This is a genomic window from Agrobacterium sp. a22-2 (assembly GCF_012276985.1).
Lineage (GTDB): Bacteria > Pseudomonadota > Alphaproteobacteria > Rhizobiales > Rhizobiaceae > Allorhizobium.
This window is the reverse complement of sequence record NZ_JAAXMM010000004.1, coordinates 318,112-334,624: the sequence shown is the minus strand read 5'-3', so window position 1 is coordinate 334,624 and position 16,513 is coordinate 318,112. Positions and strand designations below refer to the sequence as shown.

The following is a 16,513-nucleotide window of genomic DNA, read 5'->3' as shown; positions in this document are numbered from 1 at the left end:
CATGAAAACCAAGGAAATCTCCTTCGTCAGAACCGAAATGCTGGCGCCCGAGCCGGCTCCCTTGAGCAGTCACAGTGTATCCGGTTGGATCAGAACCAACCTGCTTGCCACCCCCAAGGATGTCGTGCTGACGGTGATCGCCATCTTCATCCTGGCCACCTCACTTCCGGGTGCCATAAACTGGCTGTTCATCCAGGCGGCCTGGGTCGGTGCGGATCGCTCGGTCTGCGCCACGGTGGTACAGAGCGGCGGCATCCAGCCGGAAGGCTGGAGCGGCGCCTGCTGGGCCTTCGTCGGGGATCGCTTCGAGCAGTTCATGTTCGGTCGCTATCCGCTTGACGAACGCTGGCGCGTCATACTGGTTGCCGTCCTGTTCGTCGTGCTTCTGGCGCCGCTCCTGAAGCCGTCGCTGCCGCGTAAGGGCCTCAATGCCATTCTGCTGTTCGTCATCTTCCCGATCGTCGCCTTCTTCCTGCTGCATGGCGGCGTCTTCGGCCTGGCCGAAGTGGAAACCCCGCTCTGGGGTGGCCTGATGGTGACCCTGATCCTGTCTTTTGTCGGGATCGCCGTGTCGCTGCCGGTCGGGATCCTTCTCGCGCTCGGTCGTCGGTCGCAAATGCCTGTGGTCAAGACGCTCTGCGTCGTTTTCATCGAGGTCATTCGCGGCGTGCCGCTGATCACGGTGCTGTTCATGGCCAATGTCATGTTGCCGCTTTTCCTGCCGACCGGCTGGACGATCGACAACTTCCTGCGCGCCCTGGTCGGTGTCGCCCTGTTTGCCTCCGCCTATATGGCTGAGGTCATCCGCGGCGGCCTGCAGGCCATCCCGAAAGGCCAATATGAAGGCGCCGATTCGCTCGGTCTCAGCTATTGGCAGAAGACGCGGCTGATCGTGCTGCCGCAGGCCATCAAGCTGGTCATTCCCGGCATCGTCAACACCTTCATCGGCCTCTTCAAGGATACGTCCCTGGTGTCGATCATCGGCATGTTCGATCTGCTTGGCATCGTCCGTCTGAACTTCACCGATGCCAGCTGGGCCTCTCCGGTCACGCCGCTCACCGGCCTGGTCTTTGCCGGCTTCATCTTCTGGATCTTCTGCTTCAGCATGTCGCGATATTCCGGCTTCATGGAGCGCCATCTCGACACCGGCCACAAACGATAACACAAGGGGAAAACCATGGCTGACGCCCAACCCAAGAACCTCACCGTCTCCGACACCGACGTGGCTGTCGAAATCGTCTCCATGAACAAATGGTATGGCGACTTCCACGTGCTGCGCGACATCAACCTGAAGGTCATGCGCGGCGAACGCATCGTCATCGCCGGCCCCTCGGGCTCCGGCAAATCGACGATGATCCGCTGCATCAACCGGCTGGAGGAACACCAGTCCGGCAACATCTTCGTCGACAATATCGAACTGACCAACGACCTGAAAAAGATCGACGAAGTGCGCCGTGAAGTCGGCATGGTGTTCCAGCACTTCAATCTCTTCCCGCACCTGACGATTCTGGAAAACTGCACGCTGGCCCCGATCTGGGTCCGCAAGATGCCCAAGAAGCAGGCCGAAGAGATCGCCATGCATTTCCTGAAGCGCGTCAAGATCCCGGAACAGGCCAATAAATATCCGGGCCAGCTGTCGGGCGGCCAGCAGCAGCGCGTGGCGATCGCCCGCTCGCTCTGCATGAACCCGAAGATCATGCTGTTCGATGAGCCGACCTCGGCGCTCGATCCGGAAATGATCAAGGAAGTGCTCGACACCATGGTGGGCCTTGCCGAAGAAGGCATGACCATGCTGTGCGTCACCCATGAAATGGGCTTTGCCCGCCAGGTCGCCAACCGGGTCATCTTCATGGACCAGGGCCAGATCGTCGAACAGAATGCACCGGCCGAGTTCTTCGACAATCCGCAGCATGAGCGCACAAAACTGTTCCTGAGCCAGATCCTGCACTGATCAGCAACGACGCGGCTGAAGCCGCTTGCCTTTTCAACCCGCCCGGCAGCACGCCGCGGCGGGTTTTTTCATGGGAATTGATTTGGGCTTAGCACCACGGCCGCGGCTTGCCCATCCTCGGATGCGCAAGACCTTCCGAAACCAGCATGGCGCCCAGCGAACGGCCGCCGCGCGTCACCACCCGTTGCGACGCATCGCCCTGCCCCTTCAGCACGGTCAGTTCGAAGGCGCCGGCATTCAAGAGATCGCGCAGCCGCACCTTGGCGGCAAAGCCGAGATCACGTTCCTGCTGGCATTTGGCCCGCTCGGTCTCCGGAGCGACGATATCGGCAAGCTCGATCCGCGTCTTCTGATGCCAGAACGTATCGCCATCGACCACGCAATTGTCGAGCCCCGACGTACCGCAGAAATAGAACTTGGCGGTATAGCCACGACCGATCGGCGGCGCATCGACCGGGCGACCGTCCGGCACGGGTGGCTTGGGCAGATCAGGCCCGATCGCCGCTGGCGGCACGGGCGCCTTGTCCGCGTTGACCACGTCCCTAGCGCGCGGCACCGGCGGCTTGGGCGGCGCAGACCGTGTCTCGGGCTTGGCGGGTCGCTCCGACGAGCGCTCGGCCGGCTGGCTGCGCGCCGTTTCCTTTCTCTCGCCATGCGGCATGTAGTAGGAGACGAGCCCCACAACATCGGCCCTGTTCTCATAAGCAGCAATGCCGCCCGCCACGACAACCAGCGCCATCAGCCAAGGCCAGAGGCCCGCTCCGGATTGCCTTGCCGAGGTCGATTTGCGGCGCTTGCGCGGCCGTTTCCTGGAAGTGGCAGATGTCGACATGCAGAGACCCTTTCATACCTACCCATCATCGCCGCCAAGGGTTTCCGAAAGGTTGGCGCGGCCGGTGGATATGTGACGCCGATGGTTGGGTCGAACGTGCCGGAAGAGAAACCCGCAGACGATTCGCCCCCCACAGGCGCTCATCGCAGGTCATACCGACAACCTGCTCGCAGAGGAACGGAAAACTAGAGCGTAGGGAGCACATATGAAGATCGCGACACGTTTCAGTAGTAGGTAATGGTCACAACGACGGTGTCGCTATATTGCCCCGGCGCAGCGGATTGCGGTTCGACCCGGCCATAGACCGGCAGAGATTCCACGGAGCCCGCCCCCGTGCCTGAGACCAGGTTGGCGCTGGCCGAGCCCCAAGGAGTGCTATGGCTGGCGTCGGAATAAAGTCCATAGGCAATGGTATTGCTGCCAGATTGCATCAGGCGCTGTTCCGGATCGGTGGCGCCGGTCAATCCGCCGTCCATGGAGATGGAATAGGTAGTGCCCGGCGTGCAGGTGACGTCGATGCCGCCGGTTGCCGTCACCTCCGTATCAATGATGCCATGGATGCCAAAATCGATGTCCTCAATCTCGATGAGGCAATTGGCGGCAACCGTGGCATCCACGGTAAAGTCCGCCTGCGTCAAAGTCCCGGTGGTGGGCGCGGCGCAGTCCAGCGAACTGCCTTCCGCATAGTAGAATGAAGCATCGGAGCCGCTGAAGGACGAGAGATAGGAACCGGTCGTGGCCGATGTTTGACCGGCGCTGACGGTTCCGTAGACTGTCACGCTGCCGCTTGCCGTACCGTCGGAAGCTGAGAGCTGGATGGTCTTGGGCTGCCCGAGGGTCGTGTCATTGTAGGTCCCCCAGGACGCACCGCGGCCGCTGTCGCCATAAAGCTGGTAATCGAGTTCTTCCCCGCCCGACAACATGTGGCGGACGCTGCCGGAGGCGCCGCCGCTGCCCGCGCCGAAATTGGCACAGACCGTCACCGTCGTTTCGGAGGTGTCGACGTCATCGCAACTGATCGTGACCTGCGCGGTACCGTCGGCGGTCGATCCAGACAGCGTATCGACGTTGCCGAAGTTCAGCGCATCGACGCTGGCATTGCAGCTTGCGGCGGAGGCGGTAGTGATCGTGGCCACCTGGACGGCCGACAGGAATGCGGTCAGGATGATCGCGGCTCTCAGGAATCTAGGGTCGGCATATCGCATCGCGGATACTCACTTGTTTGCCGGGATCGGCTTTGTAGCGGAATGTCGCGACGCAGACGCTGCCGTCGCGCAGGGTGATGCTGGCATGGTTGACGGCGACAAGGTCTTCGACCAGCGCCTGGCCGTCGTAGCCGATGATGAACGGCTCTTTGTCCGGCGCGATCTTGCCGACGGCCCCCATCGGCACGGGCTCGCCGTTCGGCATGGTAAAGCTCACCAGCCCGGCATCGGGATGAGCATCGACATCGAACTTGACGACGACGCCGGAACGGTCGGCGGGCATGACCACGTCCCGGGTATTGTTGACCACGGCGTCGAGCGGCAGATTGGTCGGATCGATCGAGATGCGGTTGCGCTCGTAGGAGCGAAGGCGCGGCAACAGCAGCTTGCCATCGCTGTTCGTCACGCCGACAGGGCGGTTTTCATATTGCACTTCGACATTCGGCGCACCGGCATCGACAATGGCGAAGGCGTCGTGGATCTGGTTTGAGACGAATACCCCGCCTCCCGAGGCGACCACGGCGCCGTCCAGGTTGATGGTCGCACGGTTTTTGTCGTCGCGGACGTCAACCCGCGCTGTAACGTTTGCGGCGGATGTCCGGTAGCTTGCCGAAGCAGACGTCAACGAATCGTCAGATTGCTGCCGGGCAACGCTCCAGCCGTAGTCGCCGATCTGCTGGCCCTGCGAATGGGTTACCCGCTCGGTGATGGAAAAATCGCCGTCCTGGGACGAAGCCGAGGTTGTCGCCGTCTCCTTTGCGCCGATGGGAACGATCAGACTGGCATAGATCCCGAACGCATGATCTTCCAGATCCTCGATGGCGGAGACGGAAATGGTGCTGCCGTTGAAGATCGGGCGGTTATAGGAAATGCCGAGAACACGGCTCTCATCGCCGTCGGTATATTCGTAGTGGGTATAGCTGAAATTTATATTGGAATCGTCAAACATCAGCGGCACAGAGGCGGAGATCTGTTCGAGCGCCCTCGGCGGATCGGAAGACCTCGACAGAGTATCGGCGCCGGGCTCCTGCTCGTCCGCCGTGATAGAGGCGATATCCTGATAGTTGCCGAAACTGCGCTGCAGCCGGGCATTCAGATGAACACCCCAAAAATCCCTCTCCAGCGAGAGGCCCAGCTGCCGGCCCGGCCCGTCTGTGCTCAGGCTGCCGGCGGCGGATATCGATAGAACGCCGAGCAGGCGCGAGGCGAAAACCGCGCCGAAGCCGCCGTTGAGCAGATCCTCGCCGCCCTCGGCATGGCCCTCCAGGGTCATCCATCTGCTGACGCCGGACCGCGCGGTTGCCGAGGCATAAGGTCGCTTGTCGTAGTCGTTCGAATTCACGCCGTAGTTCAGCCGTGCGAATCCGACTTCGGCCGAGAAGTCCAGAAGGCCGGGCGACAGCAATTTGTTGGAGGCGATGAAGTCGGATTCGGTGGTGACCTGCTGTCCTTGTGCGTCGGTCACGACGACACGGGCGGTGCCCGTCCCATCGACGATTGGCAGATTGGTGATTTCGAAGGGACCGGAGTCGACCTGGCCTGTGAAGCGCCGCGCATTGTCGAGATAGACGTCGACCGTCGAAGGAACGGCAGCGCTGCCGGACATCGAGGGGACCGGAAACGTCACGAGATCCGAGCGCAGGTCGAAATTGCGTTGTATCTGCACGCCACCGAGGCGGGTGGAGCGTGTCCAGCCCAATCCGCCGGTAATGATATCGCCGGCATTGTACGTTATCATCGACGACTGGTCGGAATAGCTCCACGTGCTTTCCAGTCGGGTGGAATCATAATACCAGCTGTCGGACGTGCTGGCGATGAAGCTGTTACTGATCACACCCAGCGGACCGAAGCTTCGCGCTTCAAACGTGCCGCTGAGGCCGGAAATGGCGTAGCGTTCGTCGCTGCCGGAATTGTCGATGGCGCCCCGCAGAGAATAATTCATCAGTGCCCCATAGGAGGATTGCGCCTGTAGCCGTGCCTGCTTCTTGTCGGCACCGCGCTTCGGTGCCTTTGCGTCGATAATCCGCGGCGCGCGCTGGCCGTCGGCGGCGGTAAAGGCGATACTCTGGTTGAGTTCATCGTAGACGTAGCGCACGGACGCCAGACGGTCGATCCGGATCCGGCCATTGGCCATCTTGGCATTCGCCTGAGGCAGGATACCGACATTGCGCAGTTGCGTGGCTTCGATGCTAAGAGTGCCGTCCGCGTCCTGATGGAAGGCCGCGACGAGATCGGTTTGAACTCCGTTGACGGATACAGCAAGAAAGAGATCGCGCCCGGTCGCCATTGCGGTCTGGTCCTGGTCCGCCGCTGTGGCGGGATCCGGGGATGGTTTCCCGGATCCCGCCATGGCGCCAAGCGGCCAGGCGAGCATGGCGAGCGCGCTGATTGCCAGCGTCCGGCCGATTGGTCTTGTCACAGGACGCCCTATTCAGAGAAGCGAACAGGAATCGAGTGCCGGATCATCACATTGACCTGACCTGGGACTTTCTTGCTGGGATCCGGCAGTTCGTCGATCACGAGCCGGTAGGCTTCGGTGCCGCTGACAGGAGTCTTGCTGACGCGCACGACCCGGATGAGGTTTTCGGTTCCCGGGGCGAGCTTGGTGATCGGCGGGCTGGCGACCACGTCCTGGGTCGGATCAAGCCTCTCCTTGCCATTGACTTTGGTCCAGCGGAAGACCCGAACCTGGACGCTGGTTGCCGTGCGGGCGTCGTTCCACAGTCGCACGGTAGAGGCCGCGGATCCCATTTTCAGGTCGAGTCCGATCGGTGACACACGTAACGCGGCTGCATTCGCGATGACTGCCGATAGGCATACGGCCAAGCTTGCCGCAATAAGGCGCAAGTAGGTCATAATGTTATCCTCGTCGTTGGTCGCTTAGAGTCCGGTGCCGTAGGTGATCGTCGCAACCACGGTATCCTGATAGGTACCGGTGGCGACGTTCTGGCCCGCATCGACCCGTCCATAGACGGTGATGACTTCATCGGCGCCTGTTGCGGCGTCGCTGTCGACCGTATTCGTACCAGCCGTACTGCCCCAGACTGTGGTGCGGCTGGCGTCCTGGTATAGCGAGTAGGTCGCGACGTCGTCGCTGGTGGCCGTATTGGTCAGCAGACGTGCGGCCGTTGTTGCGCCAACACCAAGGCCGTCATCAAGGGAGATCTGGTAAGCAGAGCCAGAGGTGCATTGCACCGTGAGGTTTGCCTCAGCATCGATATTGGTGTCGATGATCCCAACCGTGCCAAAAGCCAGAGCTTCGGTTGCTATCGTGCATTCGGCGGCGACGGTCATCGATACTGCCATGTCGCCGGTCTGGGTCTGGGAGAATGCGGTGGTGGAGGAGAGAAAGAGAGCGACGGCAATTGTCGCGGCTGGAACTGTAAACTTCATCATGAAGATCCTCGAATAAGCGCATTTCATCTGCGCGTGGGTCGATATCGGCGTTTTCGCCACCCCTGTTTTGAGATTCAGACATTAAGAAAGCGTTAAAAAGAGTTTATTTCTGATTAATTCCAAATATATAAATTGCTAAATGACAGTTACTAAATTTTAATTCACAGAAAAATCCTTAAGCAGACAAAAATATCATAGCTATTAATTCAGAAATTCAGATTTATGACGAAATTGATTCATACAATATACGCAGAATAATAATTTTATTACATAAATACAAAAAACAGATTAAGTATAAAATCAGAATGGCGACCGATTCCGTCATCCGCAATTCCGGCATCGGAAAGCGCATTTCCGGCATCGCAACGTCGAACTGTAGCCTAGATAGGTCCGGGGAGATGTCCTTCTCATGCGCGTCGCTATTTTGGCCCCCTGCGGTGAATTTCAATCCTGGATGATTGAATGGGGCGCCTATTCAACCTGCCTTCATCGCGATTTTCTCTTCTAGGCGGGTTTCGACACATGTATTCGCCTCTAAGCAACTCGCCCGATATTGGCGACAGCGAATTGCGAGGAAACGAACCAATGACAACGCATCCCGTTGAGAAAGGCGCAACTTTGGCAAAGCGAATCGGGCTTCTTGGCCGAACGGACGCGCCATGCGAAGCCCCAATGCCAATGTCGCGGCCGGCGATTTGAACGGAATCGAGAATGCAGGAAAGACAGAAGGAATTTTGGCGACCCCTGCAGGAATCGAACCTGCGACAACCTGCTTAGAAGGCAGGTGCTCTATCCAGCTGAGCTAAGGGGCCGTTTCCGGCGTCACCGGAACAAACCGAGCCGCGGACCCGGGCGCTGATGAGCGTTAGTGAGTCCAGGGCTGCATGCGGTTGAAACGGAAATTGTCGGTATAGGATACAACCTGACGGTTGGCTTCCTTGGGGAGAATCACCCGGTATTCGATGCCGTTGCGCGTCGCATAGGCTTCCGCCTGCTCCAGCGTTTCAAACGTCAGCTTGACTTGCTGCCGGGTATCGGCCGAACTGGTATAGCCCATGATCGGATCGATCTTGCGAGGGCCGGCCTGATCGAACTCGAGCAGCCAGACATGGGTCTTTGCCTTGCCGGACTGCATGGCGGTCTTGGCGGGGCGATAGATCTTGGCAGACATTCCCATAAAGCTCCCTGTGGACAGGGTCAGAGAGAAACCTCCCTGATCCTCATGATCGCGGTCACACGCTGCAGGCGGCAAAGTCGCCCTGCCGAATGGTCGGAGTGGAGAGATTCGAACTCCCGACCCTCTGGTCCCAAACCAGATGCGCTACCAGGCTGCGCTACACTCCGCTACGGCAATCATGAGCGGAGATACACGGTTCATCCCTTGGCCGCAACAGCAAAATCCGCTTTTCTCGCACCCATGTACATTAAGCCTGAAAGCGCTCATCGACCATCGTCAAGCCCTTCGACGACCTGGTCTCCCGCCGCAATCCCCAGCGCTTCCGATCGGCCTCCGTTGATTTCCAGCACGAACCGGACGATGCCGCCGGAGGCGATGATGCTCTCCGAAAACGGTGTGGTGCGCGATTCGATGCGGATCACCAGGCCCGTGTCGTCGATGAATAGCATGTCGAGCGGCAGCGGCGTGTTCTTCATCCACATCATCACGGTGCGGGGCGTGCCGAAGTCGAACAGCATGCCGTGGTCGGCATCAAGCACGGTGCGGTGCATCAGGCCGACCTCACGTTGCGCCGGGCTTGTGGCGCGCTCGACGGTGAATTCGTGGCGGATGCCGGACGCCGTCTGGATCACCAAGCGCCCTGTCTCAAACTGTGGCGCCTGTGCCTGCACGACGGTCGGCAGAATCAAAAAAAGCGCCATGACAGCGCTCTTCAACCAGATTTGCAGCGAGCTCATCTCAATGGGCCAGACTTGCAGGACCCGGATTGTCCGGATGGATCTCGGCAGCCATCAAGCCCTTGTCGCCATTGCCGAACCGCACCAGCACGGTCTGTCCGGGACGCAGTTCGGTGAGGCCGAAGCGCCGCAGCGTTTCCATATGAACGAAGATATCTTCGGTGCCCTCGCCGCGCGTCAGAAAGCCGAAACCCTTGGTGCGATTGAACCATTTGACCAGGACACGCTCGAGGCCGCTCGACGGCGTCACCTGCACATGGGTGCGAACCGGTGGCATCTGCGAGGGATGGACGGCCGTCGACTGGTCCATCGACAGAATGCGGAACGCCTGATAGCCGCGTTCGCGGCGCTGCACCAGGGCGACGATCCGGGTGCCCTCGAGAATGGTCTGGAAACCGTCGCGCCGCAGGCAGGTCACATGCAGCAGAACATCCTGCATGCCGTTGTCGGGAACGATGAAACCGAAGCCCTTGGCAACGTCGAACCATTTGACAACGCCGGTGATTTCGATGAGGTCGACCGGTTCGCCGGCCAGCTCGTCGAAATCAAGAATTTCCTTAGATGAAATCCTGTCCGTCATCTTCTACCCGCCCCTCGATTACGCGACACATTGTGACAGTTAACTGATTCTTGACGAACAGATTAACATTCCGGCAACGGTTCCGCGCAAGCCCTAGTTTAAAATATTCCCAGCTGCTTTTTTGAAGCTCTAGCCTTGCTCCAGGCTGTCGCCTGGCCCATATCGGCACAAACAAAGAGGAGATGAACTATGCGTTATCTGCATACGATGGTCAGGGTCAAAGATCTGGATGCTTCGCTCAGATTTTATTGCGAGCTTTTCGGCCTGGCCGAGGTCCGCCGCATCGAAAATGACAAGGGGCGCTTCACGCTGATCTTCCTGGCCGCCGACGAAGACGTCGGGGCCGCCCACGCCGACAAGGCGCCCTGCCTTGAACTCACCTATAACTGGGATCCGGAAGATTACACCGGTGGTCGCAATTTCGGCCATCTCGCCTACGAGGTCGACGATATCTACGCCACCTGCCTGAAGCTGATGGAAAACGGCGTCACCATCAACCGTCCGCCCCGCGACGGCCACATGGCCTTCGTGCGCTCGCCGGACGGCATCTCGATCGAAATCCTCCAGAAGGGCGAGAGCCTGGCCCCGGCCGAGCCCTGGGCGTCCATGCAGAACACCGGCGCCTGGTGAGGCAAACGGCCTCGCGCAAGATTGCTCCGTCATTCTGACGCCCATGATACGCCATGGGCGTTGGATAGGACGTCTGGCCATCAGCCAGACCGTAAGGAGTTTGCGCGGTGCCGTCAGCAACCGGATATAGAATAGCGGCCAAACAGATCAGCCTGGCCGCCGGCGTTGCACTAGCGGTGCTCCTTCTCGGCGGGTGCGCCACGACATCGAAGGACAGCGCCGCCATCGGCGACGCCGATCTGCCTGAACTGCCCGCCGAGGCGACCGACGCAAAGGCCAAGGCCAAAGGTCCCAAGAGCGGCTATGTCGACCCCATGGTGGCCGCGGCATCGGAGCCGACGCCGGAATGGTCTGCTGCCAGCGACGAGCTGGAGGCCGCGGTCGTCGACGGCACGGCACCTCGGAGCGACATGGCAGCGCTGATCACCCAGCCGACCGGCATCCAGGCCGGACGCTCCAGTATTTTTTCCACCAATCCACCGCAATACGGCCCGGAGCCGGGCATGGATCCGGACGCACAAGTGCCCGTCACCCAGGCCGCAGTCGCCAGCCTGGTACCCCAGGACATGCCGACCCGCGGCATCAACCCCGCTTTCGCCAGCGTCTTCAGCGCACCGCCGGGATCGGCAATGCCGGAGGAAACCACAGAGCAGCCGGTTCAGGTGAATCCGCCCGAAACGGAAGCCTCGCCCCCCGCCGTCGAGGCAAAGGCAGAATCGCCGGAGGCAACGACGCAAGAGGTCCCGGCCGAGCCTGTCCTGGCACCGGGCGTTAAGAAAAAGAAAGGCTCCGTGCTGCGCCGCCTGCACCGCCGCGACACCACCGCCAGCCGTTAGCCGAAACCGCAAAGTCAGCACAAAGTGCATGGCAAGCCGCGACAGGCAGCGGTTGCCGGCTGCAGCAACGTCAACATCCAACAGCCTGATTCGTCTTGGAAAATCGCCAAAAGCCAGCGCTTGTTCACAGCTGTCATTTTTTTGATAAAAAACCGAAATTGACGCTTGCCGGATCCGAATGGTCTGACTATAAGGGCGCCACGGAGCGCACGCGCCCTTCGTCTATCGGTTAGGACACCAGATTTTCATTCTGGGAAGAGGGGTTCGACTCCCCTAGGGCGTGCCACTCCTTCCCTCTTTTTCCATGACAGATGATGAAACTGGGACGCCCTTTATCGGGCCGTTGCCGAATGCGCTACATCCGTTTGGGGACGCCTGTTGTCGGTGCATTTAGGTCGCGATCAATGCGCGATATTTTTCGAAATCCCGGTGGAAAAACAGCAAGATTCCGCTTGCGGCTTTCACGGCCCCTGACTATAAGGGCGCCACGGAGCGCACGCGCCCTTCGTCTATCGGTTAGGACACCAGATTTTCATTCTGGGAAGAGGGGTTCGACTCCCCTAGGGCGTGCCACTCCTTCCCATCAGAACAATTTATCGGTGCCGATCACAGCGCTATAGCGCGTGAAAGCCAAGGCGCGCCTGGGTATCAAAAAAGCGCGCCGCCCATCGGCTAGAGCAGAAACGCACCCTGGGCGAACGATAGGCCATCGTCGAAATGTATGGCGAAGTCGGCTTTTCCGTCACCGTTCACATCGCCGTAGAGATAGCTGTCGGACGAGCCTTTGACGAAACGTAACTCGCCCGCCGTCTTGCTGAACCCATCGTTGCCGATGAACGAGAAAGCCTGATTGCCGGCCATCCTGCTATTGGCGTCGATCGCCGTCAGGTTGATGCGATCTCCCTGTGACGCCACGAAGTCCAGAACAGTATCACGCCCCCCGACGGCAACGGTGCTGTCGGAAATTGCCTTGAAAATGAACTGATCGCCACCTATGCCGCCGGTCAGCCTGTCGGCACCCGCGCCACCGGTTAACCTGTCGGCTCCCCCGCCGCCGTTCAGGCGATCATGACCGCTGTCGCCCGACAAAATGTCGTTGCCGCCATTGCCGTTCATGATGTCGTTGCCGCCGCGTCCGCCGACATCGTCTTGCAGATTGCCGCCATTGATCGTATCGGCACCGGCCAGGATCTTGTTGATCAGGGCGCGATCATCGGCAAGGCTCGACGTACTCGCGGACTTAACGATCGCCGTCGCCGCAACACTCATTCCCTCGACCAGCACCAATTGGGTCGAATTGCGATAGCCGATATAAGTCGTCACGGTTCCGGCTATCGGCGTCGCATTGGAATCGTAACGAAAACCGGTGCCGCGGAACTGGTCGCGGAAACCGTCACCATAGTTGATTGTGTAAACCGTGCTGCTGCCGGTATAGCTGATGCCCTCGAACAGCACCGACATGTCGAGACCGCCCATATCCAGCCCGACCGTCTTGTGAACCGTGACTTTAACCACCCAAGCCTCCCGAAGTATTAACACAGTGCAAACACGCTAGTCTGCAACTGCCCGTATAGCAATCCTCATGGCGCCTATCGGAATGCTGGGCGCGAACCGGTTAAAGCGCCGGCGCGGCGTCGATGATGCGGATCTGGATACGCCGCGTGCCCTGCCAATGATCGGCGCTCAACGAACCGGCCACATGCACCTGACTGCCCCGGCCGTTCAGCAGCAACTCGCCCAGCGGCGTATCGGCGGCGCGAAAAGCTATTCCCTCGAGCCGCGTGCCGTCCGGCGCCTCCAGCGTCACCTTGACATGGTTCGTACCGATCGGCCGCGCGTCGCGGATGCAATGGCTCGGAACGGCAAAGATCGGTTGCGGATGGCCGGAACCGAACGGGCCTGCCGTCTCTATCTGGTCGACAAGCGCAAGCGTCGCCCCGGAGGCGCTCAAGGCCCCGTCGATCTTCAAGGACCGATTGGCGGCCAGCGCCATCACGGCCTGCTGCGAGGCCTCGTCGAAAAACGCTCGTAGCAGTCCGAGCTTGGCCCGCTCGACGGTCAGGCCCGCTGCCATGGCATGGCCGCCGCCCTTGACGAGCAGGCCCGCATCGACGGCGGCCCGCACCATGCGGCCAATATCGAAGCCGGCTATCGACCGGCCGGAGCCGCTTCCCTTGCCGTTCGGATCAAAGGCGATGGCAAAGGCCGGCCGCTGAAATTTTTCCTTCAACCGGGCGGCAAGCAGCCCGACAATACCCGGGTGCCAGTTTTCCCGCGCGGTGACGATGACCGATGCCGTCTCGGCCGTGCCGTATTCGGCCAGCGCCTCGGCTTCCGCTTCGGCCAGCATCACCACTTCCAGCGCCTGCCGCTGGCGGTTGAGATCGTCCAGCTGCGTGGCAATCGTCTCGGCCTCGCTGCTGTCGTCGAGCGTCAGCAGACGGCTGCCGAGCGCCGCATCGCCGATCCGTCCGCCGGCATTGATGCGCGGCCCGACCAGAAAGCCGAAATGATAGGGCGTCACCGGCCCGCCGATGCCCGCCACCTTCAAGAGCGCGGCAAGGCCGGCATTGTTCATGTGGCGGGCGGCAACCAGCCCCTTGACCACATAGGCGCGGTTCAGGCCCTTCAGCGGCACCACGTCGCAGATTGTCGCCAGCGCCACCAGGTCGAGCCAGGCCAGAAGATCGAGCGAGCGAGCCTGCGGATGCCCCTTCTCGCGCAGCAGCCTGAGCGTTGCGACCAGCACCATGAAGACGACGCCGGCCGCACAGAGATGCCCCTGCCCCGACAGATCGTCCTCGCGGTTCGGATTGACCAGCGCATGACAGATCGGCAATTCGTGCCCCATCTGATGATGATCGATCACCACGACGTCGATTTTCCGCGTTGCGGCTTCGGCCAGCGCCTCGTGGCTGGTCGAACCGCAGTCGACCGTGACGATCAGCCCGGCGCCGCGATCGATCAGCTGGCCGATCGCCGCCGCATTGGGTCCGTAACCTTCGAAGATCCTGTCGGGAATGTAGATTTCCGCCGTGACGCCGAAATGGGCCAGGAACCGGTAAAGCAGCGCCGAAGAGGCAGCACCATCGACATCGTAGTCGCCGAAGATCGCCACACGCTCGCCGGACCTGATGGCGCGCTCCAAACGCGCAGCGGCCTTGTCGCAATCGGTCAGCGACGAGGGATCCGGCATCAGGCTCCTAATCGTCGGATCAAGAAATCCCGGCGCCTCGTCGACGCCAACGCCGCGCCCGGCCAGCACCCGCGCCACAAGTTCGGGCAATCCATGTTGCTGCGCCATGGCCAGCGCCCGGTTCTGGGCCGCCTGGTCGGGACGCGAGACCCAGCGCTGGCCGGTCGCGGAACGCTCGACGCCAAGGAATGCGCGGGGTACGGGATCAACAGGTTCTGCCATGTCCACTCGCCAATACTGTCTGTCGACGTCTTCTACAGGCTGGCGGGAAAATGACCAGCCCGCAAAGCGTCCGAAACCATCGGCTCGCTCTCAGGCATAGACGGGCGCTAAAGGCAGGAAACGCGCTAGAGAACCAGCGCGGCAACAAGCGCAAGGGCGGGAACCAGCATCGCGCCGAAGACAAGGATGACGGACCAGTTCCTGATCCCTTCGAAATCGTCATCCTCCGACAATCGCACTGCAGATGACACGCGTTCGATAGAAGACCAGGGGCCACCAAAGCTATCGCGCATCAACGGATAGGACGCGCCCCCCGGCGCCGGCTTTTTCGGATGAAACATGGCAAGGCTCCTCCCCAGGACCTTAAATGAACCCCGATTATAGCTGCGATTCGAGAGGCAGGCGAGAGGCGATTGACTTTTTTGGCACAGATCGGTCCTAAGGTCGCATTCCTTGTCTCCAGATTCGAGCCACAGAGACCGCGGACACAATGATCGCGCCTCGACGGCGCGATCGCGTTGCTGGCATGGAGGGTTAACTAGCCCGCATGATCGACGCCCTGCAGAGCGCCCGTCATCAGGTACCGAACATCGACGCCGGGACCTCCAGCTAAGTCAGAGAATAAAATCGCCTTTGGCAAGATCCAGCGGCTGATCCAGTTGGATCGAGAAGTCGGAGATCTTGTCGCCGTTGATGTCGCCGTAGATGAAGTTATTCGACGCCGTCGTCTGATAGCGCAGCTCACCGGCGGAGCCATGGAACAGCTCCGAGCCAATGAACGTGAAGGCATCGTTGCCCCGCAGGCCGTTGCTGATATTCGCATCGATATGCGAAACATCGATACGGTCACCGTCCGTGCTGGAGAAGTCGGTGATGGCGTCCCGGCCGAGGCGACCAGAGTCGACGACGGACCCGAAGACGAACACGTCGGCGCCCGCGCCGCCAGTCAGGATATCCTTGCCAAGGCCGCCGCGCAGACTGTCGTTTCCGTCGCCACCGCTTAAGTGGTCTTTGCCGACGCTGCCGCTCAAGGTGTCGTCGCCGCCATTGCCGAACATGGTATCGTTGCCTAACCCGCCATAAAGCCGGTCATCGCCCGCGCCGCCGCTTATCACGTTGTCGCCGGCATTGCCGGTCAGTACGTTGTCGAGGCCGTTGCCGATGGCCCGGAGATCTTTCGTTCCGGTCAGTGTAAGGTTTTCGATGGCCGACGAGAGCGTATAACTGACAGAACTGATCACGGTGTCGGTACCGCCATGGGCGATGTCGATCGCCTTGTCGCGGACATTGTCGACCAGATAGGTGTCATTTCCCGCTCCGCCTTTCAGCGTATCGGCCCCGCGTCCGCCATCGACGGTGTCGTTGCCGCGGCCGCGGCTGATCGTATCGTTACCGGCGCCGCCGAACAGGAAATCCGCCTTGGAGCTGCCATAAAGGGCATCCGATCGGGAGGTACCGCTGAATGCATGATCGCGATCATTGCCGGTAAGATCATTCCACCAATCGGGCAGATCGATGTCGAACGGATTCCACCAAGCATGCTTGATCTCCGCTGCTGCAGATTGGGATACCTCGGACTGGGTCGGGTTTGGAATAGCCTGGATCTTTGCCATATCTGTTCTTCCTCGTTCAGGCCACGCAATGCTCTCGTGGCGACCGAAGACGTATCAAGGAAAGTCCAAGTCGCGTATTTCGTCCTGTTCGGTTTTATTTTGTTTTGTTGGCGACACAAATCGGTCACGCCCAAATGG

The 16,513-nt window shown here is 60.4% G+C and carries 16 protein-coding genes and 4 tRNA genes; 6 read left to right on the top strand and 14 right to left on the bottom strand.

Annotated features, from left to right (window positions below; translation table 11 throughout):
• Position 1: 1 nt before the first annotated feature.
• On the top strand, positions 2-1,162 hold the full coding sequence (locus HFC70_RS08745) for an amino acid ABC transporter permease (protein ID WP_168472842.1): 1,161 nt from the start codon (positions 2-4) through the stop codon (positions 1,160-1,162).
• 15 nt (positions 1,163-1,177) lie between these two features.
• A complete protein-coding gene (locus tag HFC70_RS08740; protein WP_168472841.1) occupies positions 1,178-1,951 on the top strand; it encodes an amino acid ABC transporter ATP-binding protein in 774 nt (257 codons plus the stop codon).
• Positions 1,952-2,039: 88 nt separating this feature from the next.
• Here HFC70_RS08740 and HFC70_RS08735 read toward each other — a convergent pair whose 3' ends face one another.
• The 10 genes from HFC70_RS08735 to HFC70_RS08690 all read right to left on the bottom strand — a co-directional run bounded on the left by HFC70_RS08735 (position 2,040) and on the right by HFC70_RS08690 (position 9,878).
• The gene (locus HFC70_RS08735) at positions 2,040-2,783 is read right to left on the bottom strand and encodes a thermonuclease family protein (protein WP_168472840.1); all 744 of its coding nucleotides are present in this window, start codon (positions 2,781-2,783) and stop codon (positions 2,040-2,042) included.
• Between the two features lie 224 nt (positions 2,784-3,007).
• The gene (locus HFC70_RS08730; RefSeq protein WP_168472839.1) at positions 3,008-3,988 is read right to left on the bottom strand and encodes a spore coat protein U domain-containing protein; all 981 of its coding nucleotides are present in this window, start codon (positions 3,986-3,988) and stop codon (positions 3,008-3,010) included.
• Complete coding sequence (locus tag HFC70_RS08725) at positions 3,969-6,407, bottom strand: fimbria/pilus outer membrane usher protein (RefSeq protein WP_168472838.1); 2,439 nt, start codon at positions 6,405-6,407, stop codon at positions 3,969-3,971. The genes HFC70_RS08730 and HFC70_RS08725 overlap by 20 nt, the downstream gene beginning before the upstream one ends.
• A gap of 8 nt (positions 6,408-6,415) precedes the next feature.
• On the bottom strand, positions 6,416-6,844 hold the full coding sequence (locus HFC70_RS08720) for a molecular chaperone (protein ID WP_168472837.1): 429 nt from the start codon (positions 6,842-6,844) through the stop codon (positions 6,416-6,418).
• 24 nt (positions 6,845-6,868) lie between these two features.
• Positions 6,869-7,384 carry a spore coat U domain-containing protein gene (locus HFC70_RS08715; protein WP_210259190.1) on the bottom strand — a complete coding sequence of 172 codons (516 nt, stop codon included), beginning with the start codon at positions 7,382-7,384 and terminating at the stop codon, positions 6,869-6,871.
• A 735-nt stretch (positions 7,385-8,119) separates the two neighbouring features.
• A tRNA-Arg gene (locus HFC70_RS08710) sits at positions 8,120-8,196 on the bottom strand.
• Between the two features lie 53 nt (positions 8,197-8,249).
• A complete protein-coding gene (locus HFC70_RS08705) occupies positions 8,250-8,555 on the bottom strand; it encodes an ETC complex I subunit (RefSeq protein ID WP_168472835.1) in 306 nt (101 codons plus the stop codon).
• Positions 8,556-8,651: 96 nt separating this feature from the next.
• A tRNA-Pro gene (locus tag HFC70_RS08700) sits at positions 8,652-8,728 on the bottom strand.
• A 96-nt stretch (positions 8,729-8,824) separates the two neighbouring features.
• Positions 8,825-9,262 carry a DUF192 domain-containing protein gene (locus tag HFC70_RS08695; RefSeq protein WP_246735686.1) on the bottom strand — a complete coding sequence of 146 codons (438 nt, stop codon included), beginning with the start codon at positions 9,260-9,262 and terminating at the stop codon, positions 8,825-8,827.
• A 37-nt stretch (positions 9,263-9,299) separates the two neighbouring features.
• Positions 9,300-9,878, bottom strand: a complete 579-nt coding sequence (locus HFC70_RS08690; RefSeq protein ID WP_168472833.1) for a cold-shock protein — start codon at positions 9,876-9,878, stop codon at positions 9,300-9,302.
• 189 nt (positions 9,879-10,067) lie between these two features.
• On the opposite strand from HFC70_RS08690, the gene HFC70_RS08685 reads away from it, so the two are divergent.
• The 4 genes from HFC70_RS08685 (at position 10,068) to HFC70_RS08670 (ending at position 11,917) form a co-directional block, all read left to right on the top strand.
• Positions 10,068-10,508, top strand: coding sequence for a VOC family protein (locus tag HFC70_RS08685; protein ID WP_168472832.1), 441 nt, complete (start codon positions 10,068-10,070; stop codon positions 10,506-10,508).
• Positions 10,509-10,615: 107 nt separating this feature from the next.
• Positions 10,616-11,344, top strand: a complete 729-nt coding sequence (locus HFC70_RS08680) for a hypothetical protein (protein ID WP_168472831.1) — start codon at positions 10,616-10,618, stop codon at positions 11,342-11,344.
• Between the two features lie 211 nt (positions 11,345-11,555).
• Positions 11,556-11,630, top strand: a tRNA-Glu gene (locus HFC70_RS08675).
• A 212-nt stretch (positions 11,631-11,842) separates the two neighbouring features.
• Positions 11,843-11,917, top strand: a tRNA-Glu gene (locus tag HFC70_RS08670).
• 99 nt (positions 11,918-12,016) lie between these two features.
• Here HFC70_RS08670 and HFC70_RS08665 read toward each other — a convergent pair.
• The 4 genes from HFC70_RS08665 to HFC70_RS08650 form a co-directional block, all read right to left on the bottom strand.
• Positions 12,017-12,859, bottom strand: coding sequence for a hypothetical protein (locus HFC70_RS08665; RefSeq protein ID WP_368669586.1), 843 nt, complete (start codon positions 12,857-12,859; stop codon positions 12,017-12,019).
• 100 nt (positions 12,860-12,959) lie between these two features.
• Positions 12,960-14,762, bottom strand: a complete 1,803-nt coding sequence (recJ, locus tag HFC70_RS08660; RefSeq protein ID WP_168472830.1) for a single-stranded-DNA-specific exonuclease RecJ — start codon at positions 14,760-14,762, stop codon at positions 12,960-12,962.
• Positions 14,763-14,887: 125 nt separating this feature from the next.
• Positions 14,888-15,103 (bottom strand): hypothetical protein, encoded by a 216-nt coding sequence (locus HFC70_RS08655; RefSeq protein WP_168472829.1) that lies wholly within the window; start codon positions 15,101-15,103, stop codon positions 14,888-14,890.
• Positions 15,104-15,376: 273 nt separating this feature from the next.
• Positions 15,377-16,375: a calcium-binding protein gene (locus HFC70_RS08650; protein WP_168472828.1), complete on the bottom strand. Its 999-nt coding sequence runs from the start codon at positions 16,373-16,375 to the stop codon at positions 15,377-15,379.
• Positions 16,376-16,513 lie beyond the last annotated feature (138 nt).